This is a genomic window from Plantactinospora sp. B24E8 (assembly GCF_039871735.1).
GTDB lineage: Bacteria > Actinomycetota > Actinomycetes > Mycobacteriales > Micromonosporaceae > Plantactinospora.
Window position 1 is genome coordinate 133,511 of the sequence record NZ_JBDPMH010000009.1, and the last position, 26,082, is coordinate 159,592.

Annotated in this window: 24 protein-coding genes and 1 pseudogene; 16 read left to right on the forward strand and 9 right to left on the reverse strand. The window is 72.0% G+C overall.

Features of this window, described 5'->3' with window-relative positions; all coding sequences use genetic code 11:
• Nucleotides 1-337: 337 nt before the first annotated feature.
• From ABGB21_RS16525 to ABGB21_RS16535, 3 genes and pseudogenes are all read left to right on the forward strand, one after another.
• A complete protein-coding gene (locus ABGB21_RS16525) occupies nucleotides 338-1,261 on the forward strand; it encodes an ECF subfamily RNA polymerase sigma factor, BldN family (RefSeq protein ID WP_347651971.1) in 924 nt (307 codons plus the stop codon).
• Nucleotides 1,262-1,520: 259 nt separating this feature from the next.
• A pseudogene (locus tag ABGB21_RS16530) lies at nucleotides 1,521-2,393 on the forward strand (DUF5667 domain-containing protein); the annotation flags it as partial.
• Nucleotides 2,394-2,758: 365 nt separating this feature from the next.
• A complete protein-coding gene (locus ABGB21_RS16535; RefSeq protein ID WP_347651815.1) occupies nucleotides 2,759-3,613 on the forward strand; it encodes an HAD-IB family hydrolase in 855 nt (284 codons plus the stop codon).
• A 9-nt stretch (nucleotides 3,614-3,622) separates the two neighbouring features.
• Here ABGB21_RS16535 and ABGB21_RS16540 read toward each other — a convergent pair whose 3' ends face one another.
• From ABGB21_RS16540 to ABGB21_RS16565, 6 genes are all read right to left on the reverse strand, one after another.
• Nucleotides 3,623-4,672, reverse strand: a complete 1,050-nt coding sequence (locus ABGB21_RS16540; protein WP_347678415.1) for a lysophospholipid acyltransferase family protein — start codon at nucleotides 4,670-4,672, stop codon at nucleotides 3,623-3,625.
• Nucleotides 4,665-5,777, reverse strand: a complete 1,113-nt coding sequence (locus ABGB21_RS16545) for an NAD-dependent epimerase/dehydratase family protein (protein WP_347651972.1) — start codon at nucleotides 5,775-5,777, stop codon at nucleotides 4,665-4,667. The genes ABGB21_RS16540 and ABGB21_RS16545 overlap by 8 nt, the downstream gene beginning before the upstream one ends.
• Nucleotides 5,778-5,897: 120 nt before the next feature.
• Nucleotides 5,898-5,999, reverse strand: coding sequence for an AURKAIP1/COX24 domain-containing protein (locus tag ABGB21_RS16550; RefSeq protein ID WP_007465623.1), 102 nt, complete (start codon nucleotides 5,997-5,999; stop codon nucleotides 5,898-5,900).
• A 342-nt stretch (nucleotides 6,000-6,341) separates the two neighbouring features.
• Nucleotides 6,342-6,554 (reverse strand): helix-turn-helix domain-containing protein, encoded by a 213-nt coding sequence (locus tag ABGB21_RS16555; protein WP_331214529.1) that lies wholly within the window; start codon nucleotides 6,552-6,554, stop codon nucleotides 6,342-6,344.
• Nucleotides 6,555-7,065: 511 nt separating this feature from the next.
• The gene (locus ABGB21_RS16560; RefSeq protein WP_347678417.1) at nucleotides 7,066-8,607 is read right to left on the reverse strand and encodes a hypothetical protein; all 1,542 of its coding nucleotides are present in this window, start codon (nucleotides 8,605-8,607) and stop codon (nucleotides 7,066-7,068) included.
• Nucleotides 8,608-8,680: 73 nt separating this feature from the next.
• Complete coding sequence (locus ABGB21_RS16565; protein WP_347678419.1) at nucleotides 8,681-9,415, reverse strand: permease prefix domain 1-containing protein; 735 nt, start codon at nucleotides 9,413-9,415, stop codon at nucleotides 8,681-8,683.
• Between the two features lie 415 nt (nucleotides 9,416-9,830).
• Here ABGB21_RS16565 and ABGB21_RS16570 point away from each other — a divergent pair, with 415 nt between their 5' ends.
• The gene (locus ABGB21_RS16570) at nucleotides 9,831-12,050 is read left to right on the forward strand and encodes a right-handed parallel beta-helix repeat-containing protein (protein ID WP_347678421.1); all 2,220 of its coding nucleotides are present in this window, start codon (nucleotides 9,831-9,833) and stop codon (nucleotides 12,048-12,050) included.
• Nucleotides 12,051-12,240: 190 nt separating this feature from the next.
• On the opposite strand, the gene ABGB21_RS16575 is transcribed toward ABGB21_RS16570, so the two are convergent.
• Entirely contained in the window at nucleotides 12,241-12,777 is a 537-nt protein-coding gene (locus ABGB21_RS16575; RefSeq protein ID WP_347678423.1) for a DUF1697 domain-containing protein, read from the reverse strand.
• Between the two features lie 33 nt (nucleotides 12,778-12,810).
• Entirely contained in the window at nucleotides 12,811-13,731 is a 921-nt protein-coding gene (locus ABGB21_RS16580; protein WP_347678425.1) for a proline dehydrogenase family protein, read from the reverse strand.
• A 191-nt stretch (nucleotides 13,732-13,922) separates the two neighbouring features.
• On the opposite strand from ABGB21_RS16580, the gene ABGB21_RS16585 reads away from it, so the two are divergent.
• Genes ABGB21_RS16585 through ABGB21_RS16595 form a run of 3 tightly spaced genes read left to right on the forward strand, consistent with a single transcriptional unit; the run spans nucleotide 13,923 to nucleotide 15,989 of the window.
• A complete protein-coding gene (locus ABGB21_RS16585; RefSeq protein ID WP_347651822.1) occupies nucleotides 13,923-14,186 on the forward strand; it encodes a hypothetical protein in 264 nt (87 codons plus the stop codon).
• A gap of 3 nt (nucleotides 14,187-14,189) precedes the next feature.
• Nucleotides 14,190-15,374, forward strand: a complete 1,185-nt coding sequence (locus ABGB21_RS16590) for a glutathionylspermidine synthase family protein (RefSeq protein WP_347651823.1) — start codon at nucleotides 14,190-14,192, stop codon at nucleotides 15,372-15,374.
• A gap of 18 nt (nucleotides 15,375-15,392) precedes the next feature.
• Nucleotides 15,393-15,989: a CGNR zinc finger domain-containing protein gene (locus ABGB21_RS16595; RefSeq protein WP_347678427.1), complete on the forward strand. Its 597-nt coding sequence runs from the start codon at nucleotides 15,393-15,395 to the stop codon at nucleotides 15,987-15,989.
• Between the two features lie 340 nt (nucleotides 15,990-16,329).
• On the opposite strand, the gene ABGB21_RS16600 is transcribed toward ABGB21_RS16595, so the two are convergent.
• Nucleotides 16,330-17,298, reverse strand: a complete 969-nt coding sequence (locus ABGB21_RS16600; RefSeq protein WP_347651825.1) for a LysR family transcriptional regulator — start codon at nucleotides 17,296-17,298, stop codon at nucleotides 16,330-16,332.
• 59 nt (nucleotides 17,299-17,357) lie between these two features.
• On the opposite strand from ABGB21_RS16600, the gene ABGB21_RS16605 reads away from it, so the two are divergent.
• From ABGB21_RS16605 to ABGB21_RS16645, 9 genes are all read left to right on the forward strand, one after another.
• Nucleotides 17,358-18,239 (forward strand): serine hydrolase, encoded by an 882-nt coding sequence (locus ABGB21_RS16605; protein WP_347651826.1) that lies wholly within the window; start codon nucleotides 17,358-17,360, stop codon nucleotides 18,237-18,239.
• Nucleotides 18,240-18,579: 340 nt separating this feature from the next.
• Nucleotides 18,580-19,593 (forward strand): MBL fold metallo-hydrolase, encoded by a 1,014-nt coding sequence (locus tag ABGB21_RS16610; protein WP_347651827.1) that lies wholly within the window; start codon nucleotides 18,580-18,582, stop codon nucleotides 19,591-19,593.
• 35 nt (nucleotides 19,594-19,628) lie between these two features.
• A complete protein-coding gene (locus tag ABGB21_RS16615) occupies nucleotides 19,629-20,192 on the forward strand; it encodes a DUF4232 domain-containing protein (RefSeq protein WP_347651828.1) in 564 nt (187 codons plus the stop codon).
• A 111-nt stretch (nucleotides 20,193-20,303) separates the two neighbouring features.
• A complete protein-coding gene (locus tag ABGB21_RS16620) occupies nucleotides 20,304-21,173 on the forward strand; it encodes an alpha/beta hydrolase (protein ID WP_347651829.1) in 870 nt (289 codons plus the stop codon).
• Between the two features lie 57 nt (nucleotides 21,174-21,230).
• Nucleotides 21,231-22,565, forward strand: a complete 1,335-nt coding sequence (locus ABGB21_RS16625; RefSeq protein ID WP_347651830.1) for a DUF1800 domain-containing protein — start codon at nucleotides 21,231-21,233, stop codon at nucleotides 22,563-22,565.
• 16 nt (nucleotides 22,566-22,581) lie between these two features.
• Complete coding sequence (locus tag ABGB21_RS16630) at nucleotides 22,582-23,829, forward strand: DUF1501 domain-containing protein (RefSeq protein ID WP_347651831.1); 1,248 nt, start codon at nucleotides 22,582-22,584, stop codon at nucleotides 23,827-23,829.
• A gap of 61 nt (nucleotides 23,830-23,890) precedes the next feature.
• Nucleotides 23,891-24,406, forward strand: a complete 516-nt coding sequence (locus ABGB21_RS16635; protein ID WP_347651832.1) for a SigE family RNA polymerase sigma factor — start codon at nucleotides 23,891-23,893, stop codon at nucleotides 24,404-24,406.
• Entirely contained in the window at nucleotides 24,403-25,359 is a 957-nt protein-coding gene (locus tag ABGB21_RS16640) for a hypothetical protein (protein ID WP_347678429.1), read from the forward strand. Before ABGB21_RS16635 ends, ABGB21_RS16640 begins: the two co-directional genes overlap by 4 nt.
• A 36-nt stretch (nucleotides 25,360-25,395) precedes the next feature.
• A complete protein-coding gene (locus tag ABGB21_RS16645) occupies nucleotides 25,396-26,046 on the forward strand; it encodes a class I SAM-dependent methyltransferase (protein ID WP_347651834.1) in 651 nt (216 codons plus the stop codon).
• Nucleotides 26,047-26,082 lie beyond the last annotated feature (36 nt).

Below are 26,082 nucleotides of genomic sequence, written 5' to 3' on the forward strand. Positions count from 1 at the left end.
GGCTCTGTGTAACGGACTTGCCGCACATGGGTGACGTTGGCCCTATCATCACTCGGGTCGGCTCACCCCTTTTGCCGTGAGTCGACACCCCTCAGCCCGAGGAGGCCGCCGTGCCTGTGAGAGCACAGCACCAGCAGCTGTGGGGCGTGTGCCGTCGTACGGCGCACCCCGGATCTGCCGTGCCGGATCGCGCCGTCCACGGCGCACGTACGGCCACCGCCGTCGCCCGGCCCGGGCGACCGGCCAGACGGTCGCGGGCGGCCGGGGAGGTCCAGTGAGCACCTACGGACATGCCGACAGCACCACCGGCGGTCAGCTGCGGAACACCCGACAGGCCCTGAACGAGGGACTGTCCCGGCTCCGCCTGTCCATGGACGACATGCTGAGCCTCGCGGTGCGGGGCGACGGGGGCTCGAAACGGATCCGGAACCGGCCGCACCATCCGAACGAGACCCCGACCCGGCAGGGTTCACCGGGCGGCAACAGTCGGCAGGTCAACGGCGGTCGGGTGGCCAGCCCGACCCGGCCGGCGATGCCGGTCCAGCCGAATGTCGGGCCGCCGGCGGGCGGCGACACCGAGCTGGACAATCCGAACACCGAGACGGCCGTGCTGCCGGTGGTTCCGGCCACCGAGTCGACAACCGGCTCCGGCGGCGGGTCGGGGACCGGTTATCCGGACCGGCCGGATCCGTCCGATCCGGCCCGGGAGGTCTGGGCGCTCGTCGAGCGGGCCCAGGCCGGCGAGCCCGAGGCGTTCGGGCTGATCTACGACCGGTACGTGGACACCGTCTTCCGGTTCGTCTACTTCCGGGTCGGCAACCGGCAGCTCGCCGAGGATCTCACCTCGGACACCTTCCTGCGGGCACTGAAGCGGATCGGCAGCTTCACCTGGCAGGGCCGCGACCTGGGTGCCTGGCTGGTGACCATCGCCCGGAACCTGGTCGCGGACCACTTCAAGTCGGGGCGCTACCGACTCGAAGTTACTACAGGTGACGTCTTGGATGCGGACCGCGAGGATCGGGGTCCGGAGGGAAGTCCCGAAGCGGCCGTCGTCGAACACATCACGAATGTCGCGTTGCTGACGGCGGTCAAGCAACTCAACCCCGAACAGCAGGAATGCATCGTGCTCCGCTTCCTGCAGGGGTTCTCCGTCGCGGAGACCGCACAGGCGATGGGCAAGAACGAGGGCGCGATCAAGGCACTGCAGTACCGCGCGGTCCGGGCCCTGGCCCGGTTGCTGCCCGACGGGTTCCAGCCGTGAGGCGCTCCCCGCAGCCGACCGGACGCCCGGTGACCCCGCTCACTCTTCGTAATTTCTCCTCGGAGCCGCCCGTAACCGGTCCGCCCCGCCGAACGTTTGTCCCGGTGCGACCGGTGGTTACCCGGGGCTCGCCCCGGCTGGCCGGTCGGACAGCTGGTCCGACCGCCGCCGCGGTCAGGCTCTGACGTTCAGCCACCGTCGCACCGGACGGCGACGACGCCGACCGAAGCGTCGCGACCAGCGAAGGGAGGTGTCGGCCGTGGGTTGGAACGCGTTCTACCGGCAGCGCGCGGAGCGATTCGCGCAACTGCTCGAGGAAGCCAACGGTGGCCGCCGCCACCACATCCGGTCCCGCGTCGACGCCGACCTCGCCCAACCGTTGGCGGTCGGGCAACGGCTCCGGACCGTCCAGTCCCCCGTCGAGGTCGACCCCGACTTCCGGGCCAGCCTGCGCGCCATGCTGGTCGCGACCGCCGAACGGGAAGGGATCGGTGCCACCGCCGACGACCCGCTCGGCGAGGACGCGGTCAGACCCGCCGCACCGGTCCGGGGCGCACGCTCCGCGCCCCGGGCGCCCCGGACCCGGCTCCGCGCCCGGGGCGCCATCGTCGTCGGTGTCGCCGTCGGCGCGATCGCGGTCTCCGGCATGTCCGCCGCCAGCGAGAACGCCGTCCCCGGCGACGCGTTGTACGGCATGAAGCGGCACACCGAACGCGCCCAGCTCGCGTTGGCCAGTTCCGACCTCAGCCGGGGACAGCTCTTCCTCGACTTCGCCCGGACCCGGCTCGCCGAGGCGAGCGCCCTGGGTGGGCAGAACGTCGGGTTCGAGGCCGTCCTGCGGGACATGGACAACGACACCCGGCAGGGCATCCGGCTCCTCACCACCGCCACGGTGCAGCGTCGGGATCCGGCCGCGCTCGACGCCGTCGACCGTTTCCTCAACGAGCAGGGTCAGCGGCTCGACGACCTGCTCGACCGGACCGGTCGGGCCAACCGGGAACCGGCCCAGCGGTCGGTCAACCTGCTCGCCAACGTGCAGCGCCGGACCGACGGGCTACGGGCCGCGCTGACCTGCGGCGCCGGGGCGACCGGTCGGGACGACTCGCTCGGCCCGGTCCCCCGGAACTGCCCCGGCGGTCGAGGTCCGGTGCTCACCACCCCGCCGAACCCGTCGGCCTCCGAGGGAACCGGCGGCCGGACTCCAAACACTCCGTCGGTCCCCGAGCGAACCGCTTCACCTCGGGATCCGGCACCAACCCCCAGCGAGGAGCAGCCGGCGGTCCGGGAGAAGAGCCCGTCCCCGGCCGCCCACGACAGCGGCGGCTGACCGCCCGGCGACGGCGGCTGACCGGCCGGCGACCCGGCCCGGCCGGGTCCCGGTCAGGTCACTCCCACGACCACGGGTGCGGCAGCGCAGATCTTCGTTACCCTCGCTGGTGTACGTGTGAGCGAGGAGGTCCGCGCGTGGCCCGTACCCGCAGGGCGACCGTCAGCAAGATGACGATCAGCACCGACCCGGACGGCCACACCGCGGGCTGGGCACCCACCGGGCTGGCGGACGCCCCACCGGCGCCCGCCGACCCCTGTGCCGCCGCCTTCTTCGACGTCGACAACACGATGATGCAGGGCGCCTCGATCTACTGGCTCGCCCGTGGCCTGGCCGCCCGCAACTACCTCACCACCCGGGACCTGACCCGGTTCGCCTGGCAGCAACTGCGGTTTCGGGTGCTCGCCACCGAGCACGCCGGCAGCATGTCGCAGGTGAAGGAGGCCGCGCTCGCCTTCGTCGCCGGCTGGCGGATCGAGGAGATCGAACGGCTCACCGAGGAGATCTTCGACGAGCTGATGGCGCCACGGATCTGGCGCGGCACCCGGGCCCTGGCCGAGCAGCATCTGGCCGACGGCCAACGGGTCTGGCTGGTCACCGCCGCCCCGGTGGAGATCGGCCGGGTCATCGCGGCCCGCCTCGGGCTGACCGGCGCGATCGGTACGGTCGCCGAGGTCCACGACGGCGCGTACACCGGACGGCTGGTCGGGGACCTGATGCACGGCGCGGCCAAGGCCGACGCGGTGACCCAGCTCGCCGCCGTCGAAGGACTCGACCTGTCCCGCTGTGCCGCGTACAGCGACTCCAGCAACGACCTGCCGATGCTCTGCACGGTCGGGCGGGCGGTGGCGATCAACCCGGACAGCGCACTGCGTCGGACCGCCCGGGACAACAACTGGACGGTGTACGACTTCCGCACCGGCCGGAAGGCGGCCCGGATCGCCGTACCGTCGACCGCCGCCGCCGGCCTGGTCGCCGGGGTGGTCACCGCCGGCCTGGCGATGCGTCGCCGCCGACACCTGTGAGCGGGACGCTCAGGGGCCGAACGGATCGGGCCGCCGCCCCAGCAACTGGTGCAGGGTCTGCTGGATGGTCTCCCGTACCTGGTCGGCGAGGTTGAAGACGACCAGCGGATCGTCGGCCGAGTCGACCAGGTGCGCGGTCGGGATCGGCGGACAGAACTCGATCAGCCACTTGCTCGGCAGCGGGACCACGCCGAGCGGCCCCAGCCACGGGAACGTCGGGGTCACCGGGAAGTACGGCAGTTTCAGCAGCCGGGCCAGCGGCTTGATGTCGGCGAGCATCGGGTACGTCTCCTCGGCCCCGACGATCGCCACCGGGACGATCGGGGCCCCGGTGCGCAGCGCCGCCGAGACGAATCCGCCCCGGCCGAACCGCTGCAGTTTGTAGCGCTCGGCATAGAGCTTGCCGATCCCCTTGAAACCCTCGGGAAAGACCCCGACCAGCTCGCCCCGGCCGAGCAGCCGCTCCGCGTCCGGGTTGCAGGCCACCGTACCGCCGGTCTTGCGGGCCAGCTCGGAGACGATCGGCATCCGGAACACCAGGTCCGCGCCGAGCAGTCGCAGGTGCCGGCGGGTCGGATGCCGGTCACGCAGCACCGCCGCCAGGACCAGCGCGTCCAACGCCACCGTGCCGGAGTGGTTGCCGACCACCAGACCGGACCCGTCGACCGGCAGGTGCTCCAGCCCGGTCACCTCGGTACGGAACCAGTCGCGGTAGAGGCGGCGCAGCAACGGCAGGAAGACCTGGTCGGTCAGCTCCGGGTCGAAGCCGAACTCGTCGACCTCGTACCGGCCGGAGAGGCGCCGCCGGAGAAACGCCAGGCCGGCGGCGACCCGCCGGTCCCAGACGTCGCCCGGCTGGTCGGCGACGGCCGGGGCGATCGGCGCGGGCCGGTGCCCGTTGCGCCGCGCCGGCCGGTCCAGGTCCGCCGGATCCGCCACCGGCGCCTCGTCGAACCGCCGGACGGAGTCGTCCACGTCGTGCCGCCGGGCGGATTCCTCCGCCGGCGCGTCGTCGTGCCGTCGCTCCGGACCGCTGGGATCGGCCGGTTCGTCAGTCATCGGTCCGCCCGCCCCGCACCTCGCTGAGCTGGCCGATCCGGTCCCGGACCGCGGCCCGGGTGTGGCGGATGCCGTCGAGGATCATCCGTTCGGCGCGGTGCAACTGGTCCGGACCGAGCGGGGCCGGGGCACGGTGGCCCTGGATGAAGTCGTCGAACGCGGCGGCGGTGGAGCGCGGGGTGAAGCCGTACTCGCTGATCAGCCTGGTGGTGTCGACGACCCGGCCGTGCACGAAGAGGTCGACCTGGTCGAGGCTGTAGCGGCCGAAGCCGAGGGTACGGGCGAGCCCGGCCGCCCCGGAGAGTCCCGGTTCCAGCACCGGTACGGCTACCCGGCCGGCCCGCCGGATCGCCTGGGAGAGGGAGAGCACACCCGGCCCGGCGACGTTGTACGTCCCGGGGTGATCCTCGACCACCGACCGGTGCAGGACCTCCAGGGCGTCGTCGAAGTGCACGAACTGCAGCCGGGGGTCACGCCCGAGCACGGTCGGTACGACCGGTTGGGCGAAGTAGCGGGTCAGGGTGGTGTTCGCCCGCGAGCCGATGAACGGGGCGAACCGCAGCACGGTGGCGGTGACGTCCGGGCGACGGCGCCGGAAGCCGCGGACGTACCCCTCGATGTCGAGGATGTCCCGGGCGAACCCGCCGCGCGGCACCGCTCGCGGCTCGGTGTCCTCGGTGAAGACGGCCGGGTCCCGGAACGAGGCGCCGTAGGCGGCGGTCGACGACCGGACGACCAGCTTGCGCAGCCGGGATGCCCGCTGTCCGGCGGCGAGCAGTTGCATCGTGCCGATGACGTTCTGTTCCTTCATCGCCGCCCGGCCGCCCTGCTGCTGGTCCGGCGCGGTGAGCAGGGCGAGGTGTACGACAGCGTCGGCGCCCAGGTCGTCGACGACGCTGCTCACCGCGCCGGCGTCGGCACGGACGCGTTCCACCCCGTCGAGCAGGGGGGCGAGTTCGGGTGCCGGGTCGAGCACGTCGAGCCCGATGACCCGGTTGATCCGGTCGTCCGCGACGAGCCGGGCCGCGACGTGCGCGCCGAGGAAACGGCTCACGCCGGTCACCACGACCACCCCCGGCGCACCTGGGGTGCTTCCGGGGGTCACCTCGTGCCCCGCACGGGTCGCCCCGGGCCGGGTCCGGACCACCGCGACATCGTCACGTGGGCCTCCAGAGGTCGACAGCTGACCGGCGTCACCGCTGGCCGGGCCGAGGCCCGGCCAGGGTCACTTGCCGAGACGGCGACGCTGGACGCGGGTCTTGCGCAGCAGCTTGCGGTGCTTCTTCTTCGCCATGCGCTTGCGGCGCTTCTTGACCACCGAGCCCATACGACAGCCCTTCTGATGCATCTGCGGGTCGGACCGGAGTCACCCCCAGCGGGGTGATCGGTAACCGAGCTGGACAACGGACCGGACCGGCACGGTCTGGCTCTCGCCCACACCGGCACGTGGCCACGGTCGCGCTCCAGCGTAGCCCTCGGTCGTCGACCGGACGAACGCGCCCCCGGTCTCATCGTCGTCCGGACCGCCTGGGCACCTGGGTGCCGTGTCGATCGCCCGGTGCCGTGGTCACGTCGACGGCGGTGTACGCCGTCGGGAGGCTCCCCGCTCGGCACGGTCGACGGGTCTGCCCGGCGCTCGGACCCCGGACCCGGACCGACCCGACCGTCGTCAGGCGGTTTCCTGGAAGGCACCGCGCAGGTACTCGTGTACGGCGTGCTCGGGCACCCGGAACGACCGCCCGACCCGGACCGCGGTCAGCTCACCCGAGTGCACGAGCCGGTAGACGGTCATCTTCGACACCCGCATGAGCGTCGCCACCTCGGCGACGGTCAGGAACCTGACCTCCGGCAGCCGGCCGTCGGACTGTGGTGATCCTGCCATGGCTCACCGATCCATCCCATTCCCCGGCGCGGGCCGACCGGCCGGAGGTTCCGCACCGGGGCGACCACGCGCGTGTTACCAGTACGGTAGCGGGACGGCTGTGACCGGCGCGATCCCTTCGGACATTTGATCATCCTTGCCGACAGGTCCGGGCCGGTCGCCCGGGTGGTCGGGCCGGATTCTCCGGTCGGCTTGTCGGGCCGGATTCTCTCGTCGCGCGGCGGCTGGCACGCACGGCGCGGGCGCGGCACGGGATGCGGCGCGGCACGGGATGCGGCGCCCGGTGGCTCCGGCGGCGCCACCGGAGCCACCGGACGGGTGCCCCGAGTCGCTTCCGGACGCGAGTCGGGGCTCCGCGCTGGGAGCGAGATCTACTATCTCAGGCCCCGGCACGGCGCCCGCACGACCGTCGACGAAGCCGGACCGTCGGCCGGTGGTATGACCCTCCCCGGACACCATCTGCCGGGCACGCGTCACGTCGCGGCCTGGTCGGAGGACCGACCAGCCCGGGTCAGTCGGCCGTCTTCCGGATGTAGTCGACGCACTCGTCGTGTAGGTCCGACCAGTCCGCGTCGAACACCTGGCGGGCGGCCTCCTCCTCCGAGTCGCCGTCGTGTACCACGAGCTTGAAGAACCGGAGCAGCCGCTCATCGCCGAAACGGTCGCCGAGATGCCGGACAGCCAGGTAGCCACCGCCGTACGCGGCCGAGACCCGCCAGTCCGGGGCGTCCTCGTCCGGCAGCAGGTCGTCCAACTCACCACTCCAGTCGGAGTCGGTCAGCCGCCTGACGTCGGCGAGGGTCGGGTACCGGCTCACCGGGCGCCCCACCGCTGCGGCGTACTCCGCGAGACCCTCGACCAGCCACCAGGCACCGTTCTCCAGTCGGGGCGTGCCGGAGAGCGAGGCGGTGTGGGTCAGCTCGTGCCGGAGCAGCTCGGCGTACTCGCCGTCGCGCAGGCTCTCGGAGTTGAGCACCACGTCGTACTGGCCGGAACCGATCGAGACGGCGTACCCGGCGGTCCACTCCGCGCGGTCTCCGCCGTACCACCGCTTCCACTCGTTCGGGCCGGCGTAGAAGATCCGGTAGCGGTCGGGCGGGGTGCCGTCAGCGGCGTAGCGGTCGGCGATCCGGGCGGCCCGGTCCGCCTCGCGCAGCAGTTTCGGCAGCCGGTCCCGGAAGGCCCGGGGCGCGGCAACCAGCACCCGCTCGCTGGTCGAGGCGACGAGCTCGTCCACCTCCCAGGGGCGGGGTCGGTCACCCTGCGACTCCGGCTCCTCGACGCCGATCATCCGGGGCTGGCCGGCGACGTCCTGCCAGGTGGTGCGGACCACGATCTCGATCGGCTCGCAGGCCGGCACCACGAAGCAGTGCCTGATCCTCAGGTCGGCGCGCCACTGCCCCGGCTCGAACGTCTGGACCAGCTTGCCGCGCAGCTCCGGCTTCCACTGGGTGACCTGCATCGCGCGCAGGGTACGGAACTGGCGGCGCAGGTCGCGGGAGACCGGAGAGCCCGGCTCAGCCACCGCCAGGTAGCCGCCCTCGTCACCGCCGAGCAGCGCGGTCGCCTGCTTGTCGAGCAGTTCGACCACCCGTTCGCCGAGCCACTCCTGGGTGACCGTCGGCGGATCGCCGGCCTTCGGGCTGGGTGCGCCGGCACCGGCCGCCGTGCCCTCCGCGTCGTCGAACCGGTCGAGGGCGAGGACCCCGCCGACGGCCGGTACCGCGCAGCAGAGCAGCGCCGCGACCATGCCGAGGGTCACCCACAGCCACAGCCGGGGACGGCGGGGCGGTCGCTGGCCGAACTCCGGCGGGAGGCCCCCGGGTGGCAGGTAGCCGTACGGCGGTGGCGGGCCGGCGGGTGACGACACCGGATATCCGCCCGGCCCGGGATGTCCCGGAGGCGGTCCGTAGCCACCCACGGCCGGATAGCCGGAGACGGGCGCGGTGCCGCCGAGCGGCGGATGATCCGACGAGGGGTGCGCGGTGGGCGGGTGGCCGCTGTACGTGTCGTCACCGCCGCTCGGGCGGGTCCCGGTGTCCCCGTCAGTCACGGCCGGAGAGTACGACCTCGTGTCCAGTCCTGCCCACTCCGGCCGGGCCGGCCGACGAATCGGAACCGAACCGTCACCTTTGCCGCGCCCGCCGGGCCGAAATCCAGTCAGGATCAGGTTTCCCGCGTTGTCCACTGTAGATCAGAGCCCGCCCCGGACCGACCGCCGCGAGCCAGCTGCGCCGGGCGCAGACGAGCACCGGCACCGCCGACAGGACGGCGCCGGTCACGCCGGTCACCGTCACCGCCGCGCCGGCCGACGACGGCAGTACGGTGAGCAGCACGCCACACCCCACGGTCAGCACGATCATGGTCGCGGCGAGTGCGGCGGTGAGGCGCACCAGCCCGAGTCGAATCCCGACATGCCGCAGTCCCCGACCCAGCAGGAGGACCGCAGCCACGGCGGCGACCAGGGCGCCCCCGGCGAGCAGGTCGGTCGTCCGGGCCAGCCAGAGGTAAGCCGCACCGGGCTGCTCGTCGCCCCACATCATCCGCCAGCCGCCGAGGTGACCGAGCAGCTCGGCGCCGAGGGCCTGGACGCCGACGACGGCGAGGAAGACCAGCGCGGTACGCCGACCGTGCGCCACGGCCAGCACCTCCTGCAGTCCGGCCGCGATCCGGCGCGCCGACCCGAACTCCCGTACGGCCTGCTCTTCGGCTTCCTGGCCGGCGAGACCGGCAGCCTGGTGGCTCTCGGAGGCGTCGACCAGGGCGTCGCGGATCTCGGCGAGCATGTCGGCCCGGAGGCGGGCCGATCCCCTCAGTTCGGCTCCCACCGTCGAGACGTAGTCGTCGATCGCATCGGTCACCAGGTCAGTCTTCCGGAGGACCGCCGGAAACCACATCCGGAGGTTCCCGGAGGCATCGGAGCGGTTTCGACCCGGTGGCGTCGCCTGCGCCTGATGTCGTAATTGCGGAGCAACGAGCGGTCTGGGAAATAACAAGTGGTAACAGCTGTCGACTGACGGTCTGCAGTTTCCTGCCCGAACCACGATTGCTCCTTGTCTGGTCCTCATAGACACCGGTTCACCCCGTTCGGGCGCCGACAGTCTTATTTCCGCTGAGTCGTGGGTTTTCTTCGCGTAGGCCCGTGATGCACCTGATGGTCGCCGTACGGTGACCATCAGTGGTGACAAACCATTTGTCGCCATCCGCGCCCCGTGGTGCGGGCGTGTCTTGTATCCGAAAGGCAGGGAGCTCATGTCTGAACTCCATGGGAACCAGGTGGATCCCGGTCAGCCCAGAACGCGCCCAACAAGGCGACGGTCCCGGTGGTTCTTAGCCGGCGGGATCGTCGCGGGCAGCCTCGTGGCCGGTGCCGCCGGCATCACGGGCGTGGCCAGCATGGCTGGCGCGCAGGGTCTGCCGAACCTGGACCTGGGGAAGCTGTCGGTTGTCGCCTCGGACAACGGCAAGGACAAACAGGACAAGGACGACCAGAACAAAGACGGCAAGAAAGAAGACGGCAAGGACGAGCAGGGCCGGCACGAAGAGGGCAAGGACGGCAAGGATTCCGAGGGCGGCTGGCAGGGCCGGAGCGACCACTGCGAGTCGGGTTCCGAGAGCGGCTCGAACGGTTCGGGCTGGCACGGCGAGGAGTCCGGCTCGAACAGCTCCGGCTCGAACAGCTCAGGGTCGAACGGCTCCGGCTGGCACGGCGAGGAGTCCGGCTCGAACAGCTCCGGCTCGAACAGCTCAGGGTCGAACGGCTCCGGCTGGCACGGCGAGGAGTCCGGCTCGAACAGCTCGGGGTCGAACAGCTCGGGGTCGAACAGCTCGGGGTCGAACAGCTCGGGGTCGAACAGCTCGGGCTGGCACGGCGAGCAGGGGCAGGACTCGGGGCAGCGGTCGGGCGAGAGCTCAGGCCGCGGCGGGTCGGGTGAGCCGTCGCCCAAGCCGACGCAGTCCAAGGACCCGGCGCCCAAGCCGACCGAGTCCAAGGACCCGAAGGCGAAGCCGGAGGAGTCCAAGGACCCGAAGGACAACAAGGACAACAAGGACGACAAGGGCTCCAAGGACCCCAAGGGCTCCGAGGACGACAAGGGATCCAAGGACTCCAAGGACGACAAGGACTCCAAGGGCTCCGAGGGTTCCGGCTGGCACGGCGAGAACTCCGGCTCGTCCGGCGACCGCTCCGGGTCGTACGGCGAGCGTTGCGGTGACGAGAAGAAGGAGGAGGAGCGGCACGACGAAGAGTCGGTGCCCTGCGACCCCGACAAGCTCATCGCCGCACTGGTGCACGCCAACGCGCAGGGTGGGGGTCACCTCCGGCTCGCGCCGAAGTGCACCTACGTTCTCACCGCGTACGACGACCGGGACAAGCACGACAAGAAGCACGACAAGAAGCACGACCGGAAGAAGTACGACGACCACGGCACGACGAACGGCGTGAACAACGTCAACGGCGGCAAGCACGACAAGAAGCACGACGACAAGAAGCACGACGACAAGTCGGGCCTGCCGGTGATCCACGAGCGGATCACGATCAAGGGTGAGGGTGCCACGATCACCCGGGCCGCGAACGCCAAGGACTTCCGCATCCTGACCGTCGGCGACGGCGGCGAGCTGGTCCTCAGCGACGTCACCATCAAGAACGGTCGCGGCAAGGGCGGCGGTGGCCTCCTCGTCGAGGACGGCGGTAGCGCCAAGGTCAAGGACAGCAAGTTCACCCGCAACTCCGCGATTCACGGCGGCGCGGGTGGCGCGATCCTCAACAAGGGCGAGACCGAGATCACCTACAGCCAGATCAACGACAACAACACCGACGACAAGGGTGCTGGCGGCGGTATCGCCAACACGGGTGACCTGAAGCTCGAACGGGTCCAGGTCAGCAACAACAACACCCACGGCTTCGGTGGCGGCATCGTGAACGCCTTCGGGGTCGCCCGGATCCACAAGGCCGAGATCCACGGCAACCGGGCCGGCGTCGGTGGCGGCATCGCCAGCGTCTTCGCCCGGACCACGGTCGAGGACAGCAAGATCACCTTCAACACCGCCAAGGTGGGTGGCGGTATCGCCGCCGCCAAGAGCACGGTGACCGTACGCAAGTCCGAGGTCAGCCGGAACACGTCAAACTCGGACGGCGGCGGCCTCCTCAGCCTGGACGGCTCGCTCCTGGTCGAGAAGACCAAGGTCGAGGCGAACACGGCGCGGGGCGACGGTGGCGGCATCTTCGGCAAGGACTCGGACGTCACGGTCCGGGACAGCGAGGTCGTCTACAACGACGCCATCGGCAACAAGTCCCAGGGCGGTGGCATCTTCGTCAAGGACGGCAAGCTCCGCCTGGTGGACAGCAAGGTGGCGGAGAACAACTCCACCAAGAAGCCTGGCGGTGTCTTCGCCAAGGACGCCAAGGTGGATGTGGACGACGACACCACCATCATCAAGAACCGGCCCACCAACTGCGACGGCAGCCCGGAGCACATCGACAACTGCTTCGGCTGACCACCGCCGCTGAACACCGCCGGTGGTCGGTACCGGTAGCCGGTGACGGAGACCAGCACCGACAACGCCAACGGGGCGCATCCGCTCCCCCGGGGAGAAGGTCCGACAGGACCCGACCTCCGAGGGACCGGGTGCGCCCCCGTCGTACGTACGACCACCGGGGAACCGGGCTCGGCCCCGCCCGTTCGGCTCAGCCGGCGGTCAGCTCGGCCAGGGCGCGGACGGTACGCCAGTTCCGGATCGTCATCGCGACGGCGAGTCGCCGTTCCAGCAACGCGTTGCTGAACCTGCTCCTGCCGAAGCCGTCGGGATAGTGCAGGTACAGCTCCCGGCCGGCGAAGGTGAACTCGGCGGTCTCCCCCTCGGGCACGGTCAGCGCGGCGACCCGCGCCGGGTCGGGCGGCTCGGCCAGAAACCCGACCAGCAGCTTCACCTCGTCGCTCTGCACGCCGAGGTACGGGTTGCCGTCCAGCAGGGCCGCCAGCTCCGCACCGGACCGGACCAGCACCGGCACGTCCCGGGCCAGTTCGTCGGCGAGGGATCGGCGGATCCGCCCGGCCAACCGGTCCGGATCCGCCTCACTGGCGAAAACCACGTTCCCGCTCCGCAGGTACGTCCGGACGTCCGTGCCACCGAGTCCGGTGACGATCCGGCTCAGCTCCGGCATGGCGAGTTCGGTACCCGCGCCGACGTTGACGCCGCGCAGCAGTGCCACGTACCGGGTCATCGTGGTCCCCTCGTCTACCCGGGTGGGCGCGACCTACCCCCGGCTGACCAGTGCCCGGGCGAAGAACGCGACGTTCGCCGGCCGCTCGGCGAGGCGGCGCATCAGGTAGCCGTACCAGTCGGTGCCGTACGGCAGGTAGACCCGCAGCGTGTGCCCGGCCTCGGCGAGCCGGGCCTGCTCCTCCGGACGCACGCCGTAGAGCATCTGGAACTCGAACTCGTCCGGTCCCCGGTCGAACCACCGGGAGCGGTCCTCGGCGATCGCGATCAGCCGGGGGTCGTGCGTCGCCAGCATCGGGTATCCCGCGCCGGAGAGCAGGATGTTCATGCATCGGACGTACGACTTGTCCACTTCCTGCGTGGACTGGTACGCCACCGACTCCGGCTCCTTGTACGCACCCTTGCAGAGGCGTACCCGGCTGCCGGCGGTGGCCAGGTCCCGACAGTCCGCCTCGGTCCGCCGCAGGTACGCCTGGAGCACCGCGCCCGTACCCGGGAAGTCCTTCCGCAGCTCGGTCAGGATGTCGAGGGTCGAGTCGGTGGTGGTGTGGTCCTCCATGTCCAGGGTGACCGTGGTCCCGGCGGCCTCGGCGGCGGCGCAGATCGCCCGGACGTTGTCCCGGGCCAGCCGCTCGTCGAAGCGCTGCCCGAGCGCCGAGAGCTTCACGCTGACCTCGGTCGCCGGGGTCAGCCCCGCCTCGGCCAGCCGGCCGAGCAGCGCCAGGTACGCGTCCCGGACGGCAATCGCCTGTTCCCCGGTCACGGTGTCCTCGCCGAGGTGGTCGATGGAGACCGCGAGACCGTCGGCGACCAGCTGGCGGGTGGCGCGCAGCGCGTCGTCGGTGGCGGTGCCGGCGACAAACCGGCGGACGACGTCCCGGGTGAACGGGGCCGTCTCGACGAGCCGCTCGATCCGGGATGACCGGGAGGCGGCGAGGATGACCGATCGGAGCATGTGCCGAGCGTAACGCCAGCCGATCGGCGGCACGCGGGGACCGGACCGGGACTGGGGACGCCCGGCGAACAGCCCGGGGACGCCCGGCGAACAGCCCTGGAGACGCCCGGAGGTCTCCGGAGACGCCCGGTGAGCGGCCCGGGCGGACGCCCGGGGTGTCCGGGGTGGCGCCGATCCGCTACAACGATCTCGTGGAAACAGTGTCGCGACGCCGCCTCCGGTCCACGAGCGTGCAACTGGGCGCGCTCACCGCCCTCGCGCTCACCCTCACCGCCTGCAATCAGGTGGGCGACGACGATGACGACTGCGACCGGTCGACCCGTCCCCGGTCGCTCAGCAGCGCCAACCCCGTACCCACCGTCCAGGCACGGCTCGGACGGCCCGGCACCGAGCCGACCGCCGCCGTACCGGACCAGGGCGGATTCGGCACCCACCTCGCCTCCTGCGGCGGTTGATCGATGCGGCGGGAGAGCTCGACCCCCCGACCGGACTGGCACGACCTGGTCCGGGGCCAGGGACTGGTCTACGCCGAGACCGAACTGCCGGACGGCGGTTTCATGTCGTACTGGGACGAGACCGCCTGTTACGCCCTCGACCTCGACGAGGTCCTCCGGCTGGAGGAGGCGACCGAGGAACTGCACCGGATGTCGGTGGCCGCCGCCGAACATGTGGTGACGAAGAACCGGTTCGCCGAGTTCGGCATCCCGGCCTGGGCCGCCGAGGCGGTCCGCCGTTCCCTGCACGAACAGCCGCCGACGCTCTACGGCCGTTTCGACCTCTGGTACGACGGTAGCTGGCCGCCGAAGATGCTGGAATACAACGCGGACACCCCGACCGCGCTGGTCGAGGCGTCGGTGATCCAGTGGTACTGGCTGGAGGACGTCCACCCCACCCTCGACCAGTGGAACAGCCTCCACGAGCGACTCGTCGAGGCATGGCGGCGGATCGGTGCCGGCCTGCACGACCCGCTGGTGCACGTGGCCTGGTCGGACGAGGAGGAGTCCGGCGAGGACCAGATGACCGCCGGCTACCTCGCCGAGACCGCCCGGCAGGCGGGGTTGAAGAGCGAACTGCTGCCGATGCTCGGCATCGGCTGGGACGGGCGGCGGTTCGTCGCCCGGACCGACCCGTCCGACACCGCCGGCACCCCGATCCTCACCTGCTTCAAGCTCTATCCCTGGGAGTGGATGGTCGCCGAGCCGTACGGACGGTTGGCGCTGGACCCGGGAACGCCGACAACCTGGATCGAGCCGGCCTGGAAGATGCTGCTCTCCAACAAGGCGCTGTTGGCGGTGCTCTGGGAACTCCATCCCGGTCACCCGTACCTGCTGCCCGCCTACCTCGACTCGCCCCACGGCATGCCGGAATACGTGGCGAAGCCCTTGTTGGGCCGGGAGGGCGGATCGGTGCGGATCATCACCGGCGCCGGAGAGATCAATAATCCGGGCATTTACGGTGCCGAGGGTTGGTGTTACCAGGAATTCCGTGCACTCCCGTCGTTCGACGGCAATCGGATGGTCATGGGCAGTTGGATCGTCGACGGAGAGTCCGCCGGAGCGGGCATCCGGGAGAGCCAGAGCTTGATCACGGATGGCTTCGCACGGTTCCTTCCGCACTACGTGGACGCGCCACGGGAGCCCTGAGTCGTCTACGGTTGTCGGGTGAACTTCGACGCGTACGCCCGGACCGGGGTTGATCTCGTTAACGCGCGACTCGACAACCTCGACGATCTGCGGGCCGTTTTCACCGACGAGCACGGCTGGATGCGCGATGAGGTGACCGATCGGGATGTCGCCGCCTTCCGCCGGGCCCAACGGCGGTTGCGGGACGTCTTCGAATTCGGCTCCTCCGGGCGGGATGCCGACGCGGTGGCCGAACTGAATTCGCTATTGGAGAGCTATCCGGTACAGCCCCGCATTTCCGGGCATGACGCCAAGGACTGGCACATGCACGTGACCAGCCGGGGGGCCTCGGTCAGCGCCGAGTTCCTGGCCGGCGCGGTCTGGGGTCTGGCGGTCTGGCTCTGTGAGTACGGCAGCGCCCGGTTCGGGGTCTGCGCGGACGACCGCTGCGGCAACGTCTATCTGGACACCTCGTCCAACTGCTGCCGCCGGTTCTGTTCGGAGCGGTGCGCGACCCGTTCGCACGTCGCCGCGCACCGGGCCCGGAAGCGGGCCGCCGTGGAGGCGAAGGCGGACCTGGAGGCAAAGGCGGACGTGGGCACCGCCGCGGAGAAGACCCCGGCTCCGGTTGGCTGAGCGGTACGGGCCTCGTCGCGTCGTTTCTGGATGGTCCCGGGGCCCGTCCGCATCCTCCGTTCCGCGTCCGGCCGGCCAACGGGTTGGCCGGCTGGCCGATCGACCGGCCCTGCCGCCCGGCCGGCCCGGACGGCGGCCCGGTCCCGGGAAGGGCCGCCAGGTACCGGCTTCCTTGACCATGGGCAGGCCGTGCGTCCGGACCTCACCGCTGTCGTAGCCGACCCGGTACGGCACAGCGCCGCCGGCGGCGCTACCAGCGAACATACCGACCAGCGAGGCGGGAATCCGCAGTCCACAACGGACTCGGTCGTCCCCGGTGGGCGCCGGTACCGCGCGGACCTCACGTCTCGGGCGGGCGGTAGACGATCGTCCAGGGACGGAGCGCCTCCGGTATGGTGCCCAGCACGCTGGGCACCGGGGCGGGACCGGTCAGGATCTCGACGGCGACCCCGGCGAACGCCGAGGCGGCCGGGTGTGGCGACCGTTCCGGCCAGACCGCCGAGGTCCGCCGGTTCAGCACCGGCTCGGCCAGCGGACGCCAGGCGACCCGCGGCTCGCGCCGGGCCGTCGACTCCGGCTCGAACGCCACACACTGCCGGCCGAGCACCAGCCCCAGGAGGAACTCCGGGTTGCCGGCGTGCCGGACCCGGCGGGGCGTGTACCCGTACCGGCGGCACACGTCGAGGACCTCGTCGTGCCAGCCGGGTGCGGTGGCGCGCGGGAACAGGACCAGGTCGTGCCCGGCCAAATCGGCCAGGTTGAGCTCGCGGAGCTGGGCCAGGGGCGAGTCGCGTGGCAGCACCGCCCCGAGGCGGACCGTCACCGCCGGACCGGTCCGGAGTCCGTCGGCCGCCTCCAGCGGATGGTGGACCAACCCGACGTCGAGCCGCGCCTCGGCGAGCATCCGGAGCTGTTCGGCGCTGCTCAGCTCCTGAAGGTCGACGTCGAGTCCGGGCGCCCGCTCCGCCATCCGGGTCAGCAGCGCCCGCAGGGTGGGAGCCGGGGTCTCCGGTGGTACGCCTGCCCGCAACACACCGAGTTGTCCCTCGGCGGCCTTGCGCATCACGACCCGGATCCGCTCCTCGGCCGAAAGCAGCGCGGGCGCCTCGGCGAGGAGCAGTTGCCCGGCGGGGGTCAGGCCGACCTGGCGACGGGACCGGTCGAACAGCTCCACCCCGAGTTCGCGTTCGAGCCGCTGGATCGCCTGGCTGAGGGGTGGCTGGGCGATGCCCAGGATCTCGGCGGCCCGGCCGAAGTGCAGTTCTTCCGCGACGACGAGAAACTGTCGCAGGTGCCGGGCGAGGTCCACCAGTCGAGGATATGCGTCCGAATATGAGACGGTTCCGGCCGGCCGCTACTGTCGGCTCCGTGCCGGTTCTGGAACGTATCGAGCGGATTTTCGACGAGGTGGGGGTCGACGCGCAGCTGCACGTGGCCGAGATCGACGGCGGGGCCGAGGTCGCGATCCGGGCCGACGAACAGGTGGTCCTCGCCTCCATCTTCAAGATCCTGCTGGTGCTGGAGTTCGCCCGACAGGCCGCGGCCGGTCAACTCGACCCGACCGAGCGGGTGCTGGTCCGGGCCGAGGACCGGCTGGGCGGCTGGGGTACGGCGGGCTGCGCCGACGACATCGAGGTGTCGCTGCGGGACCTGGCGTACTTCGCCATGTCGGTCACCGACAACAGCGCCGCCGACCTGCTGCTGCGCCGGGTCGGGCCGGACGTACTGTCACTGCTCGCCGCCGAGCTGGGGTTGGCCCGTACCCGGATCGTCGGCGGGCCACGGCAGCTGCTGGAGTCGATGTACGCCGACGTCGGGGCCCGGGACGACGCCGAGTTCGCCCGGATCTTCCCGACCCTGTCCGAGCGGCGGATCCGCGCCCTGCGGGTGTTCGACCCGGCGTCGACCACGTCCGGCACCCCCCGGGAGATGACCCGGCTGCTCGGCCTGGTCTGGCGGGACGAGGCCGGCCCGCCGCCGGCCTGTGCCCTGGTCCGCAACCTGATGGCCCGGCAGCTCTTCTGGACCCGGATCGCGTCCGGCTTTCCGCCCCAGGTACGGGTGTCGGCGAAGACCGGGACTCTGCCCGGGCTGCACATGGAGGCCGGCGTCGCCGAGTACCCCGACGGTGGCCGGTACGCGATCGCGGTCTTCGCCCGGGCCCGCCGGCTGGACGCCCGTCGGATCGACGTCGACCTGGCGATGGGCGAGGCCGCCCGGACCGCCGTCGAGGCACTCCGCGAACCGTGAACGGCCGCCGGGCGTGGACGGGTGCACGGCCGCCGGGCGTGGACGGGTGCACGGCCGCCGGGCGTGGACGGGTGCACGGCCGCCGGGCGTGGACGGGTGCACGGCCGCGAGGCGGCGCGGAGCGGGGTCTCCGGGGAGTCGACCGGTGGCCGGCAGCGGGTGATTCCGACCGACCCAACCGTCGGTTCAGTGCCGTGAGCAGGGCTGATATCCGTACCGATATCGGTGTTGCCGGCGGATGGTCTTGGACGGCGGCGGCCGGCCGGTGGTTGGGTTTCGGCACTCGACCCGCTCGGCCCGACAGTCCGCTGCCGGCCGAGCCTGATCGGAAGGACCCGTCATGTCCGAATCCCGCCTCGACCGCCGGAATCTGCTCCGGACCGCCACCGTCGGCGCCGCCGCGCTGACCTCGGCCAGCCTCGCGGCCAGTGCGACACCCGGGCTGGCCGCGCCCGTCACTCCAGCAGCCCGGGGCACCGCGCCGACCGCCGGCCGGACCACCGGCCGGACCACCGGCCGGGGCACCGCGACGTTCCGCTGGTTCGGTACGGCCGGCTGGCGGATCGACATCGGCGCGAAGACCGTGCTGGTCGACCCGTACCTCAGCCGCTACCGGACCGGCCTGTTCGACGGCGGGATGAACATGGCGACGCCGCTGACCGTGGCCGCCGACGTCGTCGCCGCGCACGTGGGCCGGCCGGAGACGGTGCTGGTCACCCACTCGCACTGGGACCACTTCAACGACGTACCGCACATCGCGACGACAACCGGGGCGCGGGTGATCGGCACGATGACGACGTACCAGCTCGGGCTGGCCTCCGGCGTCCCGTCGGGTCAGCTGGGCCTGGTGAAGGGCGGGGAGGTGCTCGAGTTCGGCGACTACTCCGTCGAGGTGGTCTCGTCGCTGCACAGCCGGAACGCGGCGTACTCGGTCGGCATCCCGGGGCTGCGGCTGAGCCAGCCGCCGAAGCCGGCGACCGTCGCCGACCTGCCCGAGGGCGACACCCTCGCCTACCTGCTGTCCGTACGGAACGGGCCGAGGGTCTTCTTCATGGGCGCCAGCGACTTCGTGGAGCGCAACGTGACCGGGCTGGCCCCCGACATCGCCATGATCGCGATGGCGTCCAGTGACGCGACCCACGAGTACGTACCCCGGCTGCTCGAGGCCCTGGACCACCCGTCGATCGTCGTACCGGTGCACTGGGACAACTTCGAGACCGAGCTGCGGAATCCGCCTCCGGTCCTGCCGGCCGACCGCCAGCGTCTCGAAGCGATGATCGCGACGATCCGCCGGGTGGCCCCGGGGACCCGGGTCGTCGTACCGGAGTACCTGACCGGCTACACGTTCTCCTGATCGACGGGGTTCGGCAGGAAGAGGAGGAATTCCAGGTGACGCACAGCCGCCCACCGCGCCGGCTCGGCGCACTGCTCGGCGCGACCGCACTGCTGGCCGGCTGTGGCGGGCCGAGCCGACCGCCGGTGCCGGAACCGACGGTGACCGTCGCACCGACTCCGACCGCCAGCTGCGCCGACGGCTTCCAGATCAGCGCCGGCCAGGTGAGCGCGGCGATGGGGTTGCGGGCACTCGGCATCGAGCTGCGCAACTGCGGCACCGCCCCCTACCGGGTACAGGGCTTCCCGGTCGTCCGGTTGCTGGACGACCGGCGGCAGCCGCTCGACGTCACGGTCGGCAACGGGTCGTCGCCGGTCAGCGCACCGGACAGCTACGACGGACCACCCCGGGAGGTGGTCCTGGCGCCGGGCGAGGTGGCCCGGGCCCGGGTGCTGTGGCGCAACACGGTCACCGAGGCGACCACGCCCGCGACCAACGGCAGCTTTCTGGAGATCGCCCCGGCGCCGGGAACGCCCGCGCAGCTGGTCGCCCCGGACGGCGGGATAGACCTCGGCACCACCGGCCGGCTCGCGGTCAACGCCTGGCAGCCCGCCGAGTAGCGGTCAACGCCTGGCAGCCCGCCGAGTAGCGGTCAACGCCTGGCAGCCCGCCCGCGTAACGGCGGCACGGTCGGTCGATCGGTCGACCACCGAACGGAGTACCGTGACGCGATGCCAACCTACCTGGGTGTCGACGGTACGTCCCTGTACTACGACGAGCTGGGCCGGCCGGAGAGCGCCGGCGGACCGCCGCTGATCCTCCTCGGCGGCGGCCCCGCCCGGCATCCCCGCTACCTCGGTGACCTGGCCGGACTCGGCGACCGGCACCGGCTGGTCGTACCGCACCTGCGCGGGGTGGGTCGGTCGCCGGAGCCGGCCGCGGTGGAACTCGGCTCCTGGTGGTGCCAGGCCGAGGACGTGGACCGGCTGCGTGGGCAGCTCGGGCTGGAACAGGTGCTGCTCGTCGCGCACTCGGCCGGCACCCCGCTGGCGATCGGCTACGCGACCCGGTTCCCGAGCCGGGTCGCCGCGATGGTGCTGATCACCCCGCCGGCCGGGCTGCTGGTCGACGTACCGTCGGACAGCCCGGAGCTGATGGCGGACCGGCGGGGCGAGCCGGCCCTGGAGGCCGCGATCGAGGCGTGGGGCGTCGGGCTGACGATCGACGACGAACACTTCGACGAGTGGCAGCGACGGGCCGCCCCGATCGGGTACGCCGCCTGGGGCGAGACCGAGCGGGCGCACGCCGCCGACGCCGAGTACGGGCTGGCGGCCCGCCGGGCGTACTTCAGCGTCGACCCCCCGGAGGACCTCACCGACCGGTTGACCGGGATCGAGGCGCCGGTGCTGGTGGTCGCCGGGGCGCGGGACTACGTCACCGGGCTCGCCCCGGTGCTGGCGTTGGCGGAGCTGTTCCCGGCCGGCGAGCTGGCCACCATCGAGCACTGTGGACACTTTCCGTGGGTCGAACAGCCGACCGCGTTCCGTCGGGCGGTCGACGGCTTCCTCGACACGGTGGCGCCCCCGGCCGCCGCCGGCTGACAATCTGCCTGCACCCGGAAATTGCCGGTTTGGGGCAGAGGTGCCTATGGTCGGACAATGGCCCGGGACCTGACAGCCCACCTGCTGCGCCGCGCGACGTTCGGCCCGACCGCCGACGAGGTCGACGCCGCCGTACGAGCCGGATTCGACGCCACCCTCGACCGGCTGCTCAACCCGGCCGGTGACGATCATGGTGCGGCGGCGACCCCGGCTCCCCAACTCGGTCCCGACCCGCGCGCGACCCTCGACCGGTCGGCGGGCCGGGAACAGCGTCAGCAGGCGAACCGGCGGCGTACCGAACAGGTGCGACAGTTGACGTACTGGTGGCTGGACCGGATGGTCGCCGCCGAGCACCAGCTCGTCGAGAAACTCGTCTTCTTCTGGCACGGGCACTGGGCGACCAGTGTGCAGAAGGTCAGGTCCGCCCAGCTCATGCTGGGCCAGCTCGACACCCTGCGCCGGCACGGTCGGGGCGGGTTCGACAGCCTGGTCGCCGCGATGGTGCGGGATCCCGCGCTGATCCTCTGGCTCGACGGGGAGAAGAACACCCGCCGGGCGCCGAACGAGAACCTGGCCCGCGAGCTGATGGAACTCTTCACCCTCGGCATCGGCCACTACACCGAGGACGACGTGAAGGCCGGCGCCCGGGCGTTGACCGGCTGGACCGTGGCCCGGGACACCGGCGTGGCCGGGTTCAACCCGAAACGGCACGACCGGGGGCCGAAGACGATCCTCGGCCGGACCGACCGATTCGACGCCGACTCGTACGCCCGGCTGCTCGCCGCCCGGCCGGAGACGGCCGGGTACGTCCACGGCCGCCTGTGGCTCCGGTTCGCCGGCACCGAGCCGGTGCCCGCCGCCCCGGCAGGCGACACCGGCGCCCCGCTCGACGCCACCGGCACCGCCAAGCCGGTCGACGTCACCGCCGCGCTGCGGGCGATCTTCACCGATCCGGCGTTCGGGCAGAGCCGGGGGCACCTGGTCAAACAGCCGGTCGAGTGGGCGGTCGGCGCGATGCGCCAGCTCGGCGTACGGCCGTCCGCGTTCTCCGACCAGCAACGCCGGCAGCTCCTGTCGGGACTGTCCGGAATGGACCAGTTGCCGTTGCGGCCGCCGAGCGTCGGCGGCTGGCCGGCCGGCCCCGCCTGGCTGACCACCTCGGCGCTCCAGGCCCGGATGCGGCTGGCCGAACTGTTCGCGGCGGCGGCGTCGCCGGCGGCGGTCCAGCGACTCGACTCGACACCGGAGGCGGACCGGCTCGACGCGCTGGCCCGGCTCCTGGTCGTGGACACCTGGACCGACCGCAGCCGGGCGGCGCTGACACCGCTGGCCGGCCGGACGCAGCGCCTGATCGCGGCCGGCCTGGTGAGTCCCGAGTACACCGTCAGCTGACAACCGGAGGCCAGACGTGGACACCCTGACCCGACGTAGGTTCCTGATCGCCAGCGGCGTGGTGGGCGCGGGCGCGCTGGCCGCCGGCGCCGCCACGCTCACCCTCACCGACCTGCTGGCCACGGCGGGCGACCGGGACCCGAACGGACGCACGCTCGTGCTGGTCACCCTCTACGGCGGCAACGACGGCCTGAACACCGTCGTCCCGTACGCCGACCCGGCGTACCACGACGCCCGGGGCGAGCTGGCCTACCCGGCGGACGAGGTGCTCCGGCTCGACGACGCGGTCGGGCTGAACCCGGCGTTGACCGGTCTGCACGGTCTGCACGGTCAGCGGCGGCTGGCAATCGTCCGTGGGGTCGGCTACCCGAAGCCGGACCGCAGCCACTTCCGCTCGATGGACATCTGGCAGACCGCCGCTCCCGAGCGGCCCGGGACGACCGGCTGGGTCGGACGCTGGCTGGACGGGGTCGGCGGGGACCCCCGGCTCGCGGTCTCGTTCGAGTCGGCGGTGCCGCCGCTGCTGGCCGGGGAGCGGAGCGCCGGTGCCTCGGTACCGGTGGGCGGGCGGGCCCGGCGGGGTGGCCTGCCGGACGAGACCCTGGCCGGGTTCGCCGCCGGCAGCCCGGGCGAGTCACCGGCCCAGGCCCGGGCGGCGGCGTGCTTCGCCGACCTGCGCTCCGTCGACCAGATGATCGCCGCGGTACGGGACGCGGCCGAGGACGCCGGGGAGGCCGACGACGCGGAGGACCGGCCGGCGGCGACCGCGACCGGCGGTGCCCGTACGTCGTTGCAGGCGCAACTGGACCTGGTCGCGCAGTGTGTCGAGGCCGGGGTGTCGACCCGGGTCTTCTCCGTCTCGCTCGGCGGCTTCGACAGCCACGCCGACGAGAAGCAACTGCACGCGGTGCTGCTGGGTCAGTTGGACCGGGCGCTGACCGGATTCGTCGAACGGATGGCGCGTACCGAGGCGGGCCGCAGGGTGGTGGTCGCGGTCTACTCCGAGTTCGGCCGACGGGTCCGGGCCAACGCCTCGGACGGTACCGACCACGGCACCGCGTCCAACGTCCTCCTGCTCGGCGCCGGGGTACGTGGCGGACTGCACGGCGAACAACCGAGCCTGACCGACCTGGACGACGGCGACCTGAAGTTCACCGTCGACTTCCGGGACGTGTACGCGACGCTGCTGACGGAGGTGCTGGACGCCGACCCGGAGCGGGTTCTGGACGGTTGGCAGGGCCGGCAGGAAAAGCTCTTCGGATAGATTCCCGGCCCCGGGTGGCAACCATCCGCGTCCGTCGCCCTGTTGACGGTGCGGAGGCGTGGTGGACGATTCGGATGCGGTACGTGACTTCGAGGCGTACGTGGCGGTGGCCTGGCCCCGGCTGCTGCGCTCGGCGTGGTTGCTGACCGGTGACTGGCACCGGGCCGAGGACCTGCTGCAGACCGTGCTCGCGCGGGTCTACAGCAGATGGCCCCGGGTCCGGGACGGTGTACCGGACGCCTACCTGCGGGCGATGCTGGCCACCACCTATCTGAACTGGTGGCGGCGCCGCTGGCGGGCCGAGGTGCCGACGGACCGGATCCCCGAGCGATCCGGCGCCGACCCGCACGCGGACGCCGACGTCCGGGACGTGGTCCGGGTGGCGCTGCGCGGGCTGCCGCGTCAGCAGCGGGCGGTGCTCATGCTCCGGTTCCACGCCGACCTGACCGAGGCGGCGACCGCCCGCACCCTCGGCATCAGCCTGGGCACGGTCAAGTCCTACACCGCCAGGGCGCTCGCCGCGCTCCGGTCCGATCCCGCGCTGCGGGCCCTGTTGACCGAGGAGGCGCAGCGATGAGAGCCGAGGAGCCGCTGGCGCGCCTGCTCGACCAGGCCGTTCCCGATATTCCGGACGACCTGCGCCGGCCTCCGCTGGCAGGGCTTCGGTCCCGGGTCCGGCGCCGCCGTACCCGCCGCACCGTGGTGGCGGCCGGTGTGACGCTGGCGCTGGTGGCCGGCCCGACCCTGTGGTACGCCTCCACGTCGGACCGGTCGGACCGGTCGGACCGGTCGGACCGGTCGGACCGGTCGGACCGGTCGGGGCGGACCGGGTCGGAGACGGCGGGTGGGCCGGCCGTGGCCGTGGACGACCGGCTCACCTGGTGGATGGCGCGGGTGGGCCGCGACGACCGGACGCTCACCGTCTACGTGTCGCGGCCCGCCGACGGCACGCCCTGCCAGGGGACCTGGCAGCCCGGGGCGACCGTCTCACCCGGCACGGGCGCGGTCACCATCGCGGTCACCGACGACTCCCCGACCGGCACCGGCTGCGGCGACGACAAACTGACCCCGCTCCGGGTGACTCTGCCGGAGCCGCTCGCCCGCCGCGACCTGGTGGACGCGTACGACAACGGTGACCGGCCGGTGTACCGGGAGGCGGACCTGCCGGAGGTGCCCGGTGGGACGGACGGCTGGTGGGAAGTGTCGACGACGTTCAGCTCGCCCAGGCCGGCAGATTTCGGGCCGCCCGGCGCCTGGGCGGTGTCGTACACCCGCCCCGGTGGGCCGGACATCAAGATCCGGGGCTATCCGGCCGGCCACGACCTGGCTGCGGTACCGGAGGGCGATCCGGTGGACACCGTCGAGGTGACCGGCATGCGTGGCAGGATCGATCCGTATGGCGGAGACCGTTTTCTGCTGCGCTGGCAGGTGGCGGACACGGTCTACCTGCTCGACGTCGTGCCGTCCGAGGGTGCCACGATGTCGTTGGCGACGTTCCGTGACGTGCTGAGCCGGATCGGCATCTCCTGACGGCTCCGGGCCGCCGGGCGACTAGGCTGCACCGCCATGTCTGAGCCACCGTTTCTCACCGCCACCCGGGAGTCGTACGACAACACCGTGCAGGAGTACGTCGACATGTTCGGTAACCACCTGGCCGACAGCCCGGTGGACCGGGCCCTGCTGGGCCTCTTCGCCGACCTGGTCCGCGCCGACGGCGCCGACCGTCCGGTCGCCGATGTCGGGTGCGGGCCGGGCCGGGTGACCATCGTGCTGCAGGAGTTGGGACTGAACGCGTTTGGCGTCGACCTCTCCCCCGGGATGGTCGACTACGCCCGCCGCACCTATCCGGAGCTGCGGTTCGAGGTCGGCTCGATGCTCGCCCTCGACCTGCCGGACGCCTCGCTCGGCGGGCTGCTGGCGTACTACGCGATCATCCACGTGCCGTGGGAGCGGCGGCCAGAGGTGTTCGCCGAGTTCCACCGGGTGCTCGCCCCGGGCGGGCAGCTGATGCTGGCCTTCCAGGTCGGTGACGACGTGATGCACCGGGACGAGGCGTTCGGCAAGCCGATCAACTGCGACTGGTACCGGCAGCGGCCGGACGACATCTGCCAGCTGCTCCGGGAAGCCGGCTTCGAGCCCCGGTCGACAACCGTCCGGGAGCCGGCCGGCGAGGAGAAGACCGTGCAGGGTTACGTGCTGGCCCGCAAGCCCGACTGAGATCGCGGAAGGCCTGTCCTTCCGGCCCGTCGCCTC